Here is a 15,819-nt window from a genome sequence, read left to right as displayed (position 1 = left end):
TTTATTTTTTGATTGGAAAAAGTTTGCTAAGCAGCATCGAAGCAAGATAGATAATCAAGATAACCACGAAGACGCCGCCCCATCCCAGCACTAATAATTCCAGTGATTTCATTAAATCTGCTGACATCGAATCTCTCCTTTCTTAGGTTAGTAAGGCAAGCAATAAACCACCTGCAATAACTGAAGCAATCTGACCAGAAACATTGGCACCGGCTGCATGCATCAAAATAAAGTTTTGTGGGTCTTCATCCGTTGCCATTTTTTGGATCACTCGACTTGACATAGGAAATGCAGAAATCCCCGCGGCTCCAATCATTGGATTGATTTTTTCTTTTCTGAACAGGTTCAGCACTTTTGCAAACAAGACACCACCTACAGAGTCCATGATGAAGGCAACCAGGCCTAAAGCGATCACCATCAATGTATCGACTTGCAAAAATTCTTCATACTGCATTTTTACTGAGATAGAGAGCCCCAACAAAATACTAATGATGTTTACCAGCTCATTTTGAGCCGTGATAGAAAGTCGGTCTAATACGCCGCATTCTCTCAAGAGATTTCCGAACATCAAGAAACCAACTAATGGCAGAGATACAGGGGCAATGAGCCCGGCAACGACAGAGATAACGATCGGAAAAAGAATTTTTGCTGTTTGCGAGACTTCGCCAGCGCGATAATTCATATGAATCGAACGCTCTTTTTTCGTTGTGACCGCCTTGATCGCAACCGGCTGAATGATCGGCACCAAAGCCATATAAGAATAAGCTGCAACCATGATTGCTCCCATATATTTGGAATTCAAAGTGTTGGCTACAAAGATGGATGTTGGACCATCGGCGGCTCCAATGATTCCAATGGAAGCTGCATCATTTAAATCAAATCCTAATAAGACAGCGACGATAATCGTAAAGAAAATACCAAATTGGGCTGCAGCCCCAAATAAAAGCAGAAAAGGATTTTGGAGCAGCGGACCGAAGTCGATCATGGCACCAATTCCGATAAATAAAAGCAATGGAAATAACTCGGTTGAGATCCCCATATCAAACAATACTTGAAAAGGACCAGGTTCCCCGCCAGCACTCAAAACACCAGAGTTCGGGAAATTTACTAAAATCGTTCCTAGTCCCATCGGAACTAGTAGTGTTGGTTCATATTCTTTTTTGATTCCTAAATACATCAGGATGCCACCGACTACCATCATGACAATCCGTCCGGGTTCTTGTCCCATCCCTAAAAAGCCTTCAATCAGAGTTTCCACTAACGTCACTTCCTCTATTCATTAAATTTTTTATTGATTCATCCCTATTAATGAATCGTAATCAATGGGTCACCAGGATTGACCATCTCTCCTTGATTGACATGAATACCAGCTACTGTTCCCGCTTTTCCGGCAACAATCTCATTTTCCATTTTCATGGCTTCTAATATCATCAATGGTTGATTTTCCGCCACAGTATCTCCAACATTCACCAAGATTCTCAAAATCGTTCCCGGCATTGGAGAAGGCATGGCATCTGCACCTGCGGCAATGGGTGCCTCAGAAACAGATGGTGCCTCGGATGCGGCTGGTGTTGCGGTTTGCGGAGCTGGTGTTTCAACTACAGGTTGAACGGGTAGCACAGGTTGTGGTGTACCACCGATTTCTTCCATCTCTACTAGATATTCTTTGCCATCAATCGAAATTTTAAATTTACGTAACATTGTTTTTCCTCCAAAATGCTAATTTTTATTGATTCTTCGAATAACAAACTGACTCTTTTCATTTAATCCAGCAGCTAGACTTGACGCGATGATGGAAACAAGTTTTGCCTCCGGATTGCGCTGCATTACTTTCTTGACCACAAATTGGCTCTTAGGTTGATCACCTGCCGCAATGGCTGTCGCGATCAAACTAACAAGTTGATATTCTTCTTCACTAGCTTCGATATATGCAGGAACCGCTTTCCATTTCATTTCAGATTCATTATCATCGAGCGTTTCAGAAGATGTTTTTGTTATTTCTTGATGTGGTTCACTTTTTTTGAACAGTCGGGCGAATAATCCCATGAAGTTACTCCTTTCATTTTTTTCGTTCTCAACCACATTATATTGATAATGGACCAATCCGGTAGTTCTAAATCAAAGATTATTGTTTTTTTTCTGTTCCTATTTCTTCACCTTACAACAAAAAGGCTGATAAACATTGTTAAATCAACGTTTATCAGCCGTTAAGATTTTATTAATATCTTGTTAAGCCTCTTTTAAGAACACCTATACCAAATTGTTTTTTTCCTGTTCTTTTTCAGAATTCAATCTATCTTATCAAATGAATATTGCTTATTCTATAGTCGTCAAACGGAAAAGCTAATTGTTTCCAATACGTGTCTTTCTCCCCCAAAGGCATGAAGCTTTGTTTTTTATTGGAATGAATTGGCACCGTTTACAAAAACAGAAATTATTAAATCAGTTGTAGAAAGGAAGAAAAATATGTTATTGACGGTTTTATCTTATGCCATGATTATTGTCTTTATGTTTGTAATCATGAAAAAGAAAATGTCTCCATTCACTTCTTTGGTGGTCATTCCTTTGATTTTCACCTTAGTTGCAATGGTGTCAGGAGTATCCAAAGAAGGAAACATCGGGGATTTTGTTCTAGAAGGAATCAAAACAACTTCTAATACGGGGATTATGTTGCTGTTTGCGATACTATACTTCTCGATCATGCTGGACGCTGGATTATTTGATCCAATTACCAAAAAAATGATCTATTTCGCAAAAGGCGATCCGATGAAAGTTTTGATGGCAACTGCCGTCGTTGCGGCCACCGTTTCTTTAAATGGGGATGGAACGACCACTACCCTGATCTGCTGTTCAGCCTTTATTCCGATTTATAAAAAATTAAACATGAAAATGATGAACCTTGGGGTACTGGTGATCTTGCAAAATACCATCATGAACTTGCTCCCTTGGGGAGGACCTACTGCTCGAGCTATGGCCGTTTTAGAAGTTGATGCCGATATCCTTACTTATCTGGCACCAGGAATGATCATCTCAGTTCTTTATGTCATCTTCTTTGTTGCTCGCAGAATGGGGAAACAGGAACGGGCACGCTTAGGAATCACTGAATTGACTGCAGATGAAATCGAAGAAATGACAACGGTAACAGACCCTGAAACACTACAGATTCGCCGGCCAAAAAACTTTCTTTTCAATGGTATCTTGACGATTGGATTGATTGCATGGCTCGTAGCTAGCTCATTCATTGATTCGATTGCACTGCCACCACTTTTGTTGTTCTTAGTTGGAACGTGTATTGCTTTAATGGTCAACTACCCTGTTTTAAAAGACCAATCTTCACGAATTGGAGCCAATGGCGGAGATGCTGTTCAAGTCGTTATCTTAGTCTTTGCAGCGGGCGTATTTATGGGATTGTTCCAAGGTTCAGGTATGGCAGAAGCATTGGCTAACAGCTTTACTCACATTATTCCGAAAGAATTAGCCGGCTTCTGGGGGCTAGTTATCGCCCTTATTTCTGCGCCAGGTACCTTCTTCATCTCAAATGATGGTTTCTATTTTGGTGTGCTACCTGTATTAGCAGAAGCAGGGCGTGCTTATGGCTTTACCAATATGCAGATGGCTCTTGCTTCATTGATGGGACAGGCGTTCCACTTATTAAGCCCATTGGTTGCCTTTATCTACTTGCTGTTACGTTTGACTGGATTGGATATGGGTCAATGGCAAAAAGAATCAGCAAAATATGCATTGGGAATCTTTGTCATCTTTATCGTTACCATTGTGTTATTAGGTCATATGCCGCTTTACATTCCACAATAATATTCAGGATTGATTGGGACGGGTCGTCATTGCGGTCTCGTCCCTATTTTTATTAGTAATACATGAGGAAATCAAAGAAAATCTTGAAAAAAATTTACTAGCATGTTTTATTTTCAGAGGTATCATGAGAAATGAGGAAAATAAATGAGTAATATAGTTGAAGCCGTTAAAAAAAATCTTGATTTAACACAAAACAAAACATTAAACGTTCTGATTTATGAAGCGTTTCGAAAAACCATCATCCTTGGTGATATTCCAGCAGGTACTCGAATCAACGAGAAAGTCTTTGCTGAAGAATTGAACATTAGTCGAACTCCTATTCGCCTGGCTATGAAGCAATTAGTGAATGAAAAACTTGTCGAACATATTCCTAAAGCGGGAATCGTCGTCAAAGGTATTCGTATCAAAGATGCCTACGAAATTTATGATATCCGTAAATCATTAGATACCCTAGCAACGATCAAAGCCATGAATCAAATGACTGAAGCAGATTTCCAAGAACTGCAAACATTATTAGAACAAGGGGAACAATATAATGAGGCCGATGAAATAGAGCTGGTTTTAAAAAATTTCTCTGATTTCAACGCATTTATCTATGAAAAAAGTCAAATGCCTCGCTTAAAATCAATTGTCCTAGAACTACAAGCCTATCTCGTTTATTTTCGCGACATCGCTATCCGTTCGACGAAACGAAGAGATAAAGCATTGGAAGAACACTGGCTGATTTTTCGCGGGATGAAAACAAAAAATGTCGAACAAATCACGCTGATCACGCATGAACACCTTGATCGATCCTTGCAGTTTATTTTGGCGGAAATGGAGCGTAGACAAATTGACTGAGTCCCTTTCGAACCAGATTACCGACTATGCCATCAAAGCATTGTTCTATGAAGTCAGTCTCAGTCCTAAACCTGGACTTGTGGATCCCTTGACAACCGGTGCGCACCAAGACATGAACTTATTCACATTTATCGATAGCACGATCAGCTTACGTCCGTATTTTCAACAGTACCTACATGCAGGGCTGACACACAAAGGAACCCCTAGGGAGTTGTTTGATAAGCTTAGAAAAATCGGAGTAGCTGCAGAAAAAGCCATGCTGCGTGCAACACATGCCATCAATACGCATAAAGGAGCCAATTTTTCTTTTGCAGTCATTTTAGGGGCGACTGGCTGGTACTTGCAAGAAAAGGCATTGCCTTTAATAAAAGAAGATAGTGAGAGGATTTTGACTTACACGCAGCAAATGACAAACCACCTACTCGCAGAAGATTTCAAAGACTTAGAGATAAAGACCCAGCTCACTTATGGCGAAAAGCTTTATCTGGAATACGGAATAACCGGGATTCGAGGAGAAGCCGCAGCAGGCTACCCTAGTTTGTCGCACAAACTACTCCCGTTTCTACGGACAACTGTTGATTTCCCAATGGAGGAGCGTTTATTGCGGGGACTGATTTTCTTGATGAGTGAGATCGAAGATGGGAATTTATTGCATCGCGGTGGTTTATCCGCTTGGCAAACAGTGAAAGAAGAAAGCAAAAAAATTCACCAAGCCCCCTTCTCAAAAGAAGAATTGCTTGATGAATTACAAAGCTATGATAGGATTTTGACTCAACGCCACTTAAGTCCTGGAGGTTCTGCAGATCTATTGGCATTAGGTATTTATTTTGCTCAACTAGAAGAGATCCTTTAAACACCATCGGGCAAAAAGGTATAGCCTAATCCCCATACTGTCTTGATATAGCGAGCTTGCTTTGGATCATCTTCAATCTTATTTCTTAAATGATTGATAAAAACCATGACCGTATTTGCGTCTAGCTCACTGCCGTTCCATACGCTTTGATAGATTTGTTCTTTCGAAAAAACTTGATCCGGGTTTTCTATAAAAAATTGCATCAATTTTGTTTCCTTGGATGAGAGCTTGATTGGCTCTTCCTTTTTGTAGAGTTGGTAGCGGGACTTGTCAAAGCAGAAATCCCCAATCATGATTTTGCTCTCTTTTGAAAGGGCACGATGCTCTTTGAGAACTTGCCCTCTATCAAGGGTCACTGTTACTTGTGCTCTTAATAAGTTAGGCAAAAATGGCTTGGTAATATAATAATCTCCACCCATTTCCAATCCAGTAATGATGTCTTCTTCATTTTTCTTGCCACTGAGAAAAATGATCGGGACAAGTGGATCTTCTTCACGTATAATCTGAGCAAGATAGTACCCATCGTTTTCATGTTCTAAACTAATGTCCAATAAAAATAAATCAAATTTTACCCGTGTCATGATATCGACTGTCTTTTCAACCGAATCACTTTGATAAATCAAGATTCCGGTCGATTGGAGTGATTTCCATATCAATCGTCGTATTGCTGGATCATCATCAACGACAAGAATTTTTTCGTTTCTCACTTTTTTTCCTCCTAGTTCTTTGGATCAAATTATTAAAGGGAGCGTTTTTTATGAAAAAGCCTTCAAGCAGATTGCTTGTTCTAGGAATGATGACCGTCCTCTTTTTGACTGTATTAGGAATGGTCATCACAGCAAACAGCTATCAGCAGACACAAAAACATGCGTTAAAAATGGGGGAGAATCAACTAGCCAAAATCAATGACTCTGTAATCAAAATATTGCGATTGGAAATCAAATCTTACACTTTAGCACTGGAAGATTATGCTTCGAATATTTTTAATGAAAAAAATTACCATGAACTGATCGAAGACACTCAGTTGGACAACAGTCTCCTATTCAAGACCTCGGCTGCCGCCGGATTATATCTTGTTTCACCAACGGGCACTCTCCTTTCTGGCAAAGACATCCATGCTGACCAATTTGTTAAAGAACCTGTCAAAGTCACGGCTTTTGATCAAGATCCCCTTTATCTCAAAGCTTTAAAGGGGTCGGTTCTTCAAAACGGCGAAGCTTACTTTGCTGATGATACGTCTTATGTCAATTTATATCGACCGGTCTATGACAAGCATCATGTGCTTCAATCTATCTTGGTTCTGCCAATCAATCTTGAAGAGCTATATCAGCAAGAGATTGACACAACAGAAAACCAAAATGGCTATACGATGGTCAAAAATGAAGAAATGAAAGTGCTCATGCACCCTTCCACCGAACAAATCGGATTAGACATCATCAATGGGCGAAAGCTGAAATATCCTGACCTCGACTACAGCGATTTGGCTCATTTAGAAGATGTCCAAAAGACCAATGAAAAAGGAACATTAAGCTACAATTCTTACTGGTGGACAGAAGAAGACCCCAAAAAAGTTTTAAAAATCTCAGCCTATGAATGGATTACGGTTGGGGATGCACGCTGGATCGTTGCCAGTTCATCGGACTTTTATGAACGAAATGGACTCGCACTGCAAAAAAATCTGATCATACTTGGCTTACTGACCATTCTCTTAGCAATCATCATTCTTTTAGCAGTCAGTTTTAGTCATTACAATCGCCAAAACCGGACCTATATCGAAAATCTGCGTTTAGTTGAACGGCAAAATTTTTTGAAGGAAAAGCATGCCCTTGAAAAATCAATGATGCAAAAATCGCAATTGGAAACAGTAGGTCTGCTAACCACTACCATTGTTCATGATATGAATAATTTTCTTACTCCGATGATCGGAAATCTGCAACTGTTGATTGAAGAATACCAGTCAAACGAAGCGCTCGTTGCTGATCTAAATGAAGTCTACCAAGCAGCGCAAAAAGGCCAAAACCTGTCTACGAATGTATTGCGCTTTACTAAGACTGGAATCAAAACGAAAGAATCCCTCTCGATCGAAGAAGTGGTATCAGAAGCCATTGACACCATGCGCGTACTCGTACCAAAGAAAGTCACATTGTCCTATCAAGCTTCTTTTGTGGGCACTGCACTCATTGAAGCCAGTGACTTACAAGTTATTTTATACAATTTGATCACCAATGCTTATCAGGCTCAGCCAGAAAACCCCCACATCCAAGTCAGACTTAGTGCAGCAGCAGATAAGCAGTTGACAGCATTCCAAAACCATTCACTTGCTTATTGCGACAAACATTTTGCGCAACTTACCGTGACAGATAATGGTCCAGGGATCCCGAAAGAAATAGAAAGTAAAATGTTCACGCCTTTTTTCACAACGAAGACAGAGTCCAATGGAACTGGTCTCGGCTTATTCATCGTCTCATCGATTGCTAAGAAAAACGATTGGATCTTACAAGTAAAAAGCACCGTCTATGGAACGACCTTTACACTAGGGATTCCAGTAGATAGCGGCAACGTTCAGTAATCGCTTGCATTACTTATCTAAGCCTTTTGTTCGTTCATTCACTATACCTTTATTATAACGAAAAAGAATGAAGGTTTGACGAAAAGTACAATAAAAAACCAGCTATTGTTTGTCGTCATCAGCCGAAACTCATTTTAGTTTGTCACGGAAATCCCCTCTTGTTTTTCTGCAATGAAAAAATTACAGGATAGCTCATCGCGTGATTATTAGTGCCAGCTTCTGTTCTGCTTTTATGTCATTAAAGCCCTTCTCAAGGGCTTTTTTTGTTGCAGCTGTTTTTAATTGTCGCGATGATTTTACAAAAATCAAAAGTTTTAAGGTGTGTTCGCTTTACAAAAGAGAACATATGTTTGTATTATACAATTAGGGAGGCGTTTTTGATGGGAAGATTTAATTATGAAGAAGAACCGTTACGGGATATTTTGTTCATTGATGTAAAATCTTTCTATGCATCTGTCGAATGTGTCCAGAGAGGGCTAGATCCTTTGACCGCCTTGCTAGTAGTCATGTCTCATTCAGATAACACAGGAAACGGATTAGTCTTGGCAGCTTCGCCAATGGCGAAAACTGTTCTGGGGATCACCAATGTCACTCGTGCTGACAACTTGCCCAACCACCCGGATCTATATAAAGTTTCACCTCGCATGAATCTATATATCAAAGAAAATTTGACAGTCAACAACGTTTATCGGAACTATGTGGCGGATGAAGATCTCTTACTCTATTCAATTGATGAGTCGCTGATGGATGTGACGCAAACGTTGCATTTATTTTTTCCTGATCCTTCTCTTTCTAGAAGCGAGAAGCGGCACAAAATGGCAGAAAAAATCAAAGCCCATGTCTTCAAAGCGACCGGACTGCGGGTAACTGTCGGGATCGGTGATAATCCTCTTCTTGCAAAATTGGCCCTCGATACCGAAGCAAAGAAAAATCCCACCTTCATTGCCGAATGGACATATCAAGATGTGGAAAGCAAAGTATGGGGAATTTCGCAGATGACTGATTTTTGGGGGATTGGTTCTCGAACCCAAAAACGATTGACTCAGTTGGGGATCGAATCGATCAAAGCATTGGCTCATGCTGATCCAGATTTTTTGCGCAGCCGTATGGGCATCATGGGGGAACAATTATACCACCATGCCAACGGGATCGATCGAACGATTTTAGCAGAACCAGCCCCAAAGACAATGGAAAAAAGTTATGGCAATAATCAAGTCTTAAATCGAAATTATTACTTGCAGAGCGAGATCGAATTAGTTATCAAAGAAATGGCAGAACAAGTCGCCGCCCGAATCCGCCGTGAAGGCTGCCAAACACAATGTATCCATCTCTATATTGGAACAGCTTTTGGAGAGACACAGAAGGGCTTTGCCCACCAAATGAAAATCCCTGCGACAGATAACACCAAACTATTGATTGCTCACGCACTGTTCTTATTTCGCAAATACTACACAGGACAAGTGGTTCGTCATGTGGGGATCACTTATTCGAGACTGGTTTTTACCCAAAGCGTTCAGCTCGATTTGTTCCAAGATCCGGAAGAACAACTAAAACAGCGAAAGCTTGATTTACTGATCGATAAAATTCGCGCCAAATATGGATTTACTTCAATCGTTCATGCTGCCAGCAAATTAGAAGGCGGACGAGCGATTGCACGGGCGAATCTCGTTGGTGGTCATGCCGGTGGAATGGATGGTATCTCAAACGAACCTCAAGGCAAAGCAGTTCGTCCAAAATAGGATGGCTGCTAAGCATTTTGCTATACGCCTATCTCTTTTGCTGATAAATTGAATCTGTAGACCAGCCGGAATTCACAGCATTGCTAAAAAGGAGGAAACACCATGTGTGGGAGATATTTATTTGATCCAAGGACAGGTGAGCTGTCTGATTATTATCAAGAACTAGTCACGATAGCCAAAGAACAAAACAAAAAAATCGCTGTTGATGAAGTTTTCCCTTCCAACCAGGTCGTCACGCTGATTGCCGATGACTCGCAGCAAATCGTACCGATCCTAACCCATTGGGGCTTTACTGGTTTCAAAAAAGGCCAACTTTTAATCAATGCCCGAGCAGAAACCGTAGAAGAAAAACGTACTTTCAAGAAGCCATTTCTGGAAAAACGCTGTGCCTTTCCAATGTCTGGCTTTTATGAGTGGGATAGCGATAAGCACAAGTTTCTCTTTGACTCCTCGGAGCCCCTCTACCTTGCTGGTTTCTATCGGAACCATTCTACTGCCAGCGGTTCGGAAGATGAATCCATTATTTTGACGACCAAGCCCAATGCAACGATTGCACCAATCCATGATCGGATGCCTGTTTTGTTGTCGAAGGCAGATGTTTTGCCTTGGATCACGGATGTGACTTTCGCAAGAAACTATCTACTCCAAACGATGCCTGATATTCACCCACAACCTGTTTCGTAAACCAAAACGCCGCCAGAAGAATTTGCTTCTTCTGACGGCTTTTTTTAGCGAGTGACGGCTTTAATAAACAGTAAAGGTCCGTCCTGTCATGATACCAAAAACTGATTTTTCATAGGCAGCAAAAACTTTTTCATCCGCGACAGGCAGAAAGCCTTGGAATGAGGGAGCATAGGTCTCCCAAGAGCCTGCCAGCGCATTCGGACTGACCGCATTGATACGAATGCTACGACCAATTTCTAACGCCGCTGAAGCAACAAAAGCACCGATTGCGCCATTCACCAATGCCGAAGAAGTACCCATCGGAATAAACTCGTCTTGAATGATGCCTGAGGTCAACGTGATACTGCCACCCTCCGTTAAATAATGCTGTCCGATCAACACTAGATTGACTTGGCCTTGCAGCTTGCTGTCAATGGAGCGCTGATTTTCTTCCGGTGTCAACTCCGCAAAAGGTTTGAAGACGGTACTACCCGCTGCGGAAATAATAGCATCTACAGTACCGATCTCTGCAAACAGCGTCCGAATACTTTCTGGATCAGCAATCTCCACCCGGTAGTCCCCTGCACTTCGACTCGCCGTGATAACCTCAACAGATTTGTCTTGTAAACCAGCCAGCAAAATTTTCCCTAACGTTCCGGTATGTCCCACTAAAAGAACTTTCATCCAATCATCTCATTTCGCTTATTTTTTCTCATTCTACGGCAGATTTTTTCTTTTTACAAACGTTAGCTGTCCTTTTCCTCTTTTCCCTCTTTCTGTGCAGGTAAGTCTTGATTTAAGAGGATAGGATAAAGACAGCTATTGTCAAATTACGAAAAAAGTTTGAATGTTTTGTGAAACGCCTTCCTTGTAAAAGGACTTCTATGGTATAACTCTAAAAAAGAAGGTGAAGCTTATGAAAAAAGAAGAACTTTGTACAAGTAAATTCTATTTAGCGAAAGTAATCGGACAACCTACCTTACAAAAGATCAAGATCATTCGCTTACTGAGCAATACAGCGACTGTCGAACTTTTAGAAGGGGGCAACTACGGCGTAGCCAAACTCAGTGACATCCAGCCATTGACCGATTAGCGGTTAGTAAAGACTGCTCTAAAAAAGCGTCAAGCAAACAAGGAAATTCCTAGGCTTGACGCTTCTTCTATCTTATTAAAAAAGTGAGTCTTATCCTTGATGAATCAGAGTTGCTCTGACTGCATTTGGTACATTTGCTGATAGATTCCCCCAGCTTGTACCAGACTGGCATGGTTGCCCCGTTCAACGATTCTACCTTGATCTAAAACTAGGATTTGCTCTGCTTGCTTAATCGTTGATAAGCGGTGAGCGATCATAAAAGTGGTCCGTCCTTTTTGCAAGACCGTCATTGCTTTTTGAATGATCGACTCCGTTTCGGTATCAACGTGACTCGTTGCTTCATCTAGAATCAAGATTTTTGGATCAAATACCAAAGCACGGGCAAAGCTGATCAATTGACGTTCGCCACTGGAAAACTCATTGCCTTTTTCTACGACGGGATGATGGATACCTTTCGGGTAACGCGTCAGCAGGTAACCGGCACCAACTTGTTCTAATGCGGATAGGATCATCTCTTCCGTGATTGACGGATCATTCATACCGATATTACTGGCAATCGTTCCTGTAAACAGATAGGGATCTTGCATCACGATCGCCATCGAACGACGAACGCTGTGACGGTCAAATGCTTCGATCACTTGATCATCGATCGTGATAGTCCCTGCTTGAGGGTCATAAAAACGGAACAGTAAGTTCAAGATACTGGATTTCCCAGATCCTGTATGCCCTACTAATGCGACTGTTTCACCTGCAGATACTTGAAAATCAATCTCATGTAAAACAGCTTGCTCTGGGTCATATCCAAAGGTTACTTGATTGAAAGAAACATTTCCTTCTTTGATCGCAATAACTGCTTCTTGCTGTTTTTCAATTGGCTGATCAGCAAACTCGAAGACTCGTTTGCCAGCAGCTAGCGATTGCTGAACATTGGTGATCGTTTGGACCAGACCTTCGATTGGGTCATAGAGTCGATTGATATAATCAATAAAGGCATAAAGCAAACCTGCGGAGATAGCGAGCCGACCATCCAAGAAGAATGCCGATAATGTCGTGATCAGAATCAGGATCGTTGAATTCCGCAAAAGATTGCCCAATCCCCAGGCAATACTCGAATCCAATAACAGATACTTTCGACCTGTCTGAAACCATTTCTCGACGGTTTCATTGAATTCTTTCTGCAGTTGGCCTTCTCTCTGAAAGGCCTGAATAACTGCCATTCCTTGAACAAATTCATTTAACTGACCACTGATTTGAGAAATATATTCCCGCATGGCAATATTATAACGGGAAGCATACTTCGTATAGACATGTTGCCAAATACCCAGAATCGGAATCAGAATAAGCATAGCCAATCCTAGAGTATGATTCAGGAAAAAGAGTGCCAAGAAAGCCCCAATGATTTGAATGATATTGCTCATCAAATTACTGATGACAATCACATAGAAATTGGAGCGCAAAACTTCCGTGTCATTCGTGATTCGCGCGACTACTTTCCCAGCAGGAATCTGATCAAAATAAGAAACGGGCAATTGATGCATATGGTCAAAAAGCTGGTCCCGCATTTTCTTCACAATGCGATTTGACATTTTACGCAGCTGCAGCAAGCTGATATAACGAAAGAGCGAGCCAATCAAATTGATCAGCAAGTAACCCGCTAATAATTGGATCAAGAAAAGGATATTCAAATTCCCTGTCTCAACCGATGGAGTCATGACGCCGTCAATCAATCGTTTGGCAATCAGCGGTGATGTCAATTCCAGTGCAGCACCTAGCAGTAGCAATACTGCACCGATCGAAAATTGTTTTTTGTAATAGCCTACATAAGACAGCAGGCGCTTAATCGTTGAGAACATCTTGATCGTCCTCCTTTAACTGTTGATGATAATATTGCTCTTGGTACCATCCAGGAACTGCGATCAGCTCCTGATGGGTCCCTCTTTGGATAACATGCCCATCTTCCAAAACGATCACTTGATCGGCGTCCGTGATGGCGGATAAGCGGTGGGTCACGATGATCGAAGTCGGTGCATCTGTCATTGCTTTAAGGTTTGCGATGATCGTTTGCTCTGTTTTTGCATCGACAGCTGACAAAGCATCATCCAGCAACAGTACATCACTCCTTCGCAGAAAGGCCCGTGCTAGCGACAAACGTTGCTTTTGACCCCCTGATAAAGAAACTCCCTTTTCACCGACTAATGTTTCAAGACCTTCTGGCATCCGTTTGATGTCTTCAGCGAAACATGCGAGTGATAACGCTTGCCATAAGCGTTCTTCGGATGCTCCTGGATCCCCGAACAATAGGTTTTCGCGAATCGTTCGTGAAAACAACGTATGCTCTTGCGGAACTTCCGCAAAGTGACGACGAATCTCTTCTGTCTGAAAAGCAGTCAAAGGCTGCCCATTGATCATTGGCATTTGATTTGAATACGGGTACCGATGTCCGAACTGACGTAGCAAGGAAGTCTTACCACTACCTGTTTTGCCGACGATCCCCAACACTTCTCCTTTGGTAATAGTCAGATCAACGTCTTGTAAGACAAATCGTTCCGTATTCGGATATTTGAAACTGTACTCAGAGAATTCAATTGTTTGGATCATCGGTACAAGTTGTTGTCCTGTAGATTCTAGCTGATCGCCAGTCTGCAATACTTCATTGATCCGACGCCAAGAAGCAGCCCCTTGCTGCATCACATTTACCAGATCTCCTGCTGAAATCATCGGCCAAACCACCATCGTTAGATAGACTTGGAAAGATACCATCGCACCAATAGTGATTTGTTGATTGGCTACTAGGAAAGCCCCGATCCCGAAACTCATCACAAAACTAATCGCCAAAATGATTGTAATCAGCGGCCCAAAACGGGAATCAATCTCGGAAACGATGTCGTTTTTTTCACGAGTTTCTGTTGTTTTTTGCTGAAATTGCTGCGTCGTTGCTGCTTCTAAGCCGAATGCCCGTACCACTCGGATACCATCGATGATCTCCAACACTTCACTATTCATCTCTGAAACAGAGTTTTGTGCTTCTGTAAAAGCTTTATCTACTTGCGAACCCCATTTGAAAATGTAGTACGCCAAGAGGGGCATAGGAATCAGTGCAATGATTGTCAATACCCAAGAGACTGTAATCGCCATCATGGCAACGATGAAACTCAAATAGAGACTCGTATTCAAGAAAACCATCAACCCATAGCCTACGGTCATTCCCATGACTTGAACATCGTCACTAGAACGAGTCATTAAGTCTCCCGTTCGAAACCGATGATAAAAGGGAGCCCCCATGTTTAAGAAATGCTTCATCAATTGCTGACGCAATTGCTTTTGCAAATCGTATGATCCGATAAATAAATTAAATGTCCAAATAAATTCTGCAATATAGCCTAAAAGTATCGCACCGGCAAACAAGCTGACATAGCGAATCAAAATTGCCATCGTAAAGTCATCTTGAATCAGTGCATCAATGAATAAGCGCAAAATATAGATCGGTGCTACATACATCGCACTGGCAATAACCATAAAAATAAATACGATTGCATAACGCAATTTATGCGCTTTAAAATACGTCGTTAATTGTTGTAAAATATATTTCATTTTCTTCCCTCTCAATCTAAAAAAGTACACAAAAAAGCTCTGCCCTTTCGGAAAAAGGACAGAGCATAACGTCAAAAAATATCGACACTATCTGTGTACTAACGGATTACCGAATAAGGGATTAACTACTATTTTGTTGTTTGCGAATTTTGCTGTAACGTTTTGCATCGTAATCCCTCCTTCTTTTTTTATTTGCTGACTACAAGTAACACTTTACAGATAACTATGAGAATTTGCAAGAATTTTTATTAATTTTTTTTTAAAATGATTGACTTTCTTATAGTCCTTTTCATCATTTAATGATAAAAAAAGACCCTTTATTCTTTTCCCATTCTGAAAGAATTCTTCTTGTTCTTTTTTCTCTTTTGTCTTGATAATCCTTAGTCTGTCAAGACAAAGGAGGCCATTATTTGGCACAAAAAAAAGTTTTTCATAATCCGCCCACAAAGAAATCTGCTCCCAAAAAAAGACTTCCTGCATGGGAAGTCTTTTCTTAAAAAAGTTTCGTTTTTCAACACTTTGTTCTTTACTATTTTAATAATCGACAAACTATTACTCGTTTGAGCAGGCTTATGAAGGTCATTTTCGTCTCTTTTTTGCCGCACTTTTTTTGAAATAGGATGTCCGATACCAGTTCAGAAGATGAAGAAATGGGGAA

At 41.0% G+C, this 15,819-nt stretch carries 16 protein-coding genes; 7 read left to right on the top strand and 9 right to left on the bottom strand.

Features of this window, described 5'->3' with window-relative positions:
* Position 1 precedes the first annotated feature (1 nt).
* The 4 genes from ACTFWY_RS05755 to ACTFWY_RS05740 are packed head-to-tail and all read right to left on the bottom strand — an operon-like array spanning position 2 to position 2,046.
* Positions 2–127, bottom strand: a complete 126-nt coding sequence (locus ACTFWY_RS05755; RefSeq protein ID WP_005470670.1) for an OadG-related small transporter subunit — start codon at positions 125–127, stop codon at positions 2–4.
* A 15-nt stretch (positions 128–142) separates the two neighbouring features.
* Positions 143–1,258: a sodium ion-translocating decarboxylase subunit beta gene (locus ACTFWY_RS05750; RefSeq protein ID WP_138371111.1), complete on the bottom strand. Its 1,116-nt coding sequence runs from the start codon at positions 1,256–1,258 to the stop codon at positions 143–145.
* Positions 1,259–1,305: 47 nt separating this feature from the next.
* Positions 1,306–1,701 carry an acetyl-CoA carboxylase biotin carboxyl carrier protein subunit gene (locus tag ACTFWY_RS05745; protein WP_003125756.1) on the bottom strand — a complete coding sequence of 132 codons (396 nt, stop codon included), beginning with the start codon at positions 1,699–1,701 and terminating at the stop codon, positions 1,306–1,308.
* Positions 1,702–1,719: 18 nt separating this feature from the next.
* Entirely contained in the window at positions 1,720–2,046 is a 327-nt protein-coding gene (locus ACTFWY_RS05740; protein WP_005470668.1) for a hypothetical protein, read from the bottom strand.
* A 420-nt stretch (positions 2,047–2,466) separates the two neighbouring features.
* Between ACTFWY_RS05740 and ACTFWY_RS05735 the strand changes: the two genes are divergently transcribed.
* The 3 genes from ACTFWY_RS05735 to citG all read left to right on the top strand — a co-directional run bounded on the left by ACTFWY_RS05735 (position 2,467) and on the right by citG (position 5,506).
* Positions 2,467–3,813 (top strand): CitMHS family transporter, encoded by a 1,347-nt coding sequence (locus ACTFWY_RS05735; RefSeq protein ID WP_005470665.1) that lies wholly within the window; start codon positions 2,467–2,469, stop codon positions 3,811–3,813.
* Between the two features lie 144 nt (positions 3,814–3,957).
* Positions 3,958–4,653: a GntR family transcriptional regulator gene (locus ACTFWY_RS05730; protein ID WP_003125752.1), complete on the top strand. Its 696-nt coding sequence runs from the start codon at positions 3,958–3,960 to the stop codon at positions 4,651–4,653.
* Complete coding sequence (gene citG / locus ACTFWY_RS05725; RefSeq protein WP_138371112.1) at positions 4,646–5,506, top strand: triphosphoribosyl-dephospho-CoA synthase CitG; 861 nt, start codon at positions 4,646–4,648, stop codon at positions 5,504–5,506. Before ACTFWY_RS05730 ends, citG begins: the two co-directional genes overlap by 8 nt.
* Here citG and ACTFWY_RS05720 read toward each other — a convergent pair.
* Positions 5,503–6,213 (bottom strand): response regulator transcription factor, encoded by a 711-nt coding sequence (locus ACTFWY_RS05720; RefSeq protein ID WP_135172173.1) that lies wholly within the window; start codon positions 6,211–6,213, stop codon positions 5,503–5,505. The genes citG and ACTFWY_RS05720 overlap by 4 nt on opposite strands.
* Positions 6,214–6,263: 50 nt before the next feature.
* Here ACTFWY_RS05720 and ACTFWY_RS05715 point away from each other — a divergent pair, with 50 nt between their 5' ends.
* From ACTFWY_RS05715 to ACTFWY_RS05705, 3 genes are all read left to right on the top strand, one after another.
* A complete protein-coding gene (locus ACTFWY_RS05715; protein WP_081131561.1) occupies positions 6,264–8,075 on the top strand; it encodes a sensor histidine kinase in 1,812 nt (603 codons plus the stop codon).
* 380 nt (positions 8,076–8,455) lie between these two features.
* Positions 8,456–9,814: a Y-family DNA polymerase gene (locus ACTFWY_RS05710; RefSeq protein ID WP_081131562.1), complete on the top strand. Its 1,359-nt coding sequence runs from the start codon at positions 8,456–8,458 to the stop codon at positions 9,812–9,814.
* 102 nt (positions 9,815–9,916) lie between these two features.
* A complete protein-coding gene (locus ACTFWY_RS05705) occupies positions 9,917–10,498 on the top strand; it encodes an SOS response-associated peptidase (protein WP_103301012.1) in 582 nt (193 codons plus the stop codon).
* Between the two features lie 60 nt (positions 10,499–10,558).
* On the opposite strand, the gene ACTFWY_RS05700 is transcribed toward ACTFWY_RS05705, so the two are convergent.
* A complete protein-coding gene (locus ACTFWY_RS05700; RefSeq protein ID WP_081131564.1) occupies positions 10,559–11,161 on the bottom strand; it encodes a short chain dehydrogenase in 603 nt (200 codons plus the stop codon).
* Positions 11,162–11,393: 232 nt separating this feature from the next.
* Between ACTFWY_RS05700 and ACTFWY_RS05695 the strand changes: the two genes are divergently transcribed.
* Positions 11,394–11,570 (top strand): hypothetical protein, encoded by a 177-nt coding sequence (locus ACTFWY_RS05695; RefSeq protein ID WP_167757172.1) that lies wholly within the window; start codon positions 11,394–11,396, stop codon positions 11,568–11,570.
* Between the two features lie 104 nt (positions 11,571–11,674).
* Here ACTFWY_RS05695 and ACTFWY_RS05690 read toward each other — a convergent pair whose 3' ends face one another.
* The 3 genes from ACTFWY_RS05690 to ACTFWY_RS05680 all read right to left on the bottom strand — a co-directional run bounded on the left by ACTFWY_RS05690 (position 11,675) and on the right by ACTFWY_RS05680 (position 15,641).
* Entirely contained in the window at positions 11,675–13,423 is a 1,749-nt protein-coding gene (locus tag ACTFWY_RS05690) for an ABC transporter ATP-binding protein (RefSeq protein ID WP_103301014.1), read from the bottom strand.
* Positions 13,407–15,161 carry an ABC transporter ATP-binding protein gene (locus ACTFWY_RS05685; protein WP_176332976.1) on the bottom strand — a complete coding sequence of 585 codons (1,755 nt, stop codon included), beginning with the start codon at positions 15,159–15,161 and terminating at the stop codon, positions 13,407–13,409. The genes ACTFWY_RS05690 and ACTFWY_RS05685 overlap by 17 nt, the downstream gene beginning before the upstream one ends.
* 213 nt (positions 15,162–15,374) lie before the next feature.
* Positions 15,375–15,641, bottom strand: coding sequence for a hypothetical protein (locus ACTFWY_RS05680; protein WP_113849383.1), 267 nt, complete (start codon positions 15,639–15,641; stop codon positions 15,375–15,377).
* Positions 15,642–15,819: the final 178 nt, after the last annotated feature.

This window comes from Enterococcus sp. 125944, from assembly GCF_051909435.1.
Taxonomy (GTDB): Bacteria; Bacillota; Bacilli; order Lactobacillales; family Enterococcaceae; genus Enterococcus_D; species Enterococcus_D gallinarum.
Note: the sequence above shows the minus strand (reverse complement) of the source record. Positions and strands in the feature narration are given on the sequence as shown.

Excerpts from the sequence above, each read along its gene's own strand:
- ACTFWY_RS05755 (WP_005470670.1), bottom strand. The coding sequence starts at position 127 with ATGTCAGCAGATTTAATGAAATCACTGGAATTATTAGTGCTGGGATGG.
- ACTFWY_RS05745 (WP_003125756.1), bottom strand. The coding sequence starts at position 1,701 with ATGTTACGTAAATTTAAAATTTCGATTGATGGCAAAGAATATCTAGTA.
- ACTFWY_RS05740 (WP_005470668.1), bottom strand. The coding sequence starts at position 2,046 with ATGGGATTATTCGCCCGACTGTTCAAAAAAAGTGAACCACATCAAGAA.
- ACTFWY_RS05735 (WP_005470665.1), top strand. The coding sequence starts at position 2,467 with ATGTTATTGACGGTTTTATCTTATGCCATGATTATTGTCTTTATGTTT.
- ACTFWY_RS05730 (WP_003125752.1), top strand. The coding sequence starts at position 3,958 with ATGAGTAATATAGTTGAAGCCGTTAAAAAAAATCTTGATTTAACACAA.
- ACTFWY_RS05715 (WP_081131561.1), top strand. The coding sequence starts at position 6,264 with ATGAAAAAGCCTTCAAGCAGATTGCTTGTTCTAGGAATGATGACCGTC.
- ACTFWY_RS05710 (WP_081131562.1), top strand. The coding sequence starts at position 8,456 with ATGGGAAGATTTAATTATGAAGAAGAACCGTTACGGGATATTTTGTTC.
- ACTFWY_RS05705 (WP_103301012.1), top strand. The coding sequence starts at position 9,917 with ATGTGTGGGAGATATTTATTTGATCCAAGGACAGGTGAGCTGTCTGAT.
- ACTFWY_RS05700 (WP_081131564.1), bottom strand. The coding sequence starts at position 11,161 with ATGAAAGTTCTTTTAGTGGGACATACCGGAACGTTAGGGAAAATTTTG.
- ACTFWY_RS05695 (WP_167757172.1), top strand. The coding sequence starts at position 11,394 with ATGAAAAAAGAAGAACTTTGTACAAGTAAATTCTATTTAGCGAAAGTA.
- ACTFWY_RS05690 (WP_103301014.1), bottom strand. The coding sequence starts at position 13,423 with ATGTTCTCAACGATTAAGCGCCTGCTGTCTTATGTAGGCTATTACAAA.
- ACTFWY_RS05685 (WP_176332976.1), bottom strand. The coding sequence starts at position 15,161 with ATGAAATATATTTTACAACAATTAACGACGTATTTTAAAGCGCATAAA.
- ACTFWY_RS05680 (WP_113849383.1), bottom strand. The coding sequence starts at position 15,641 with ATGCAGGAAGTCTTTTTTTGGGAGCAGATTTCTTTGTGGGCGGATTAT.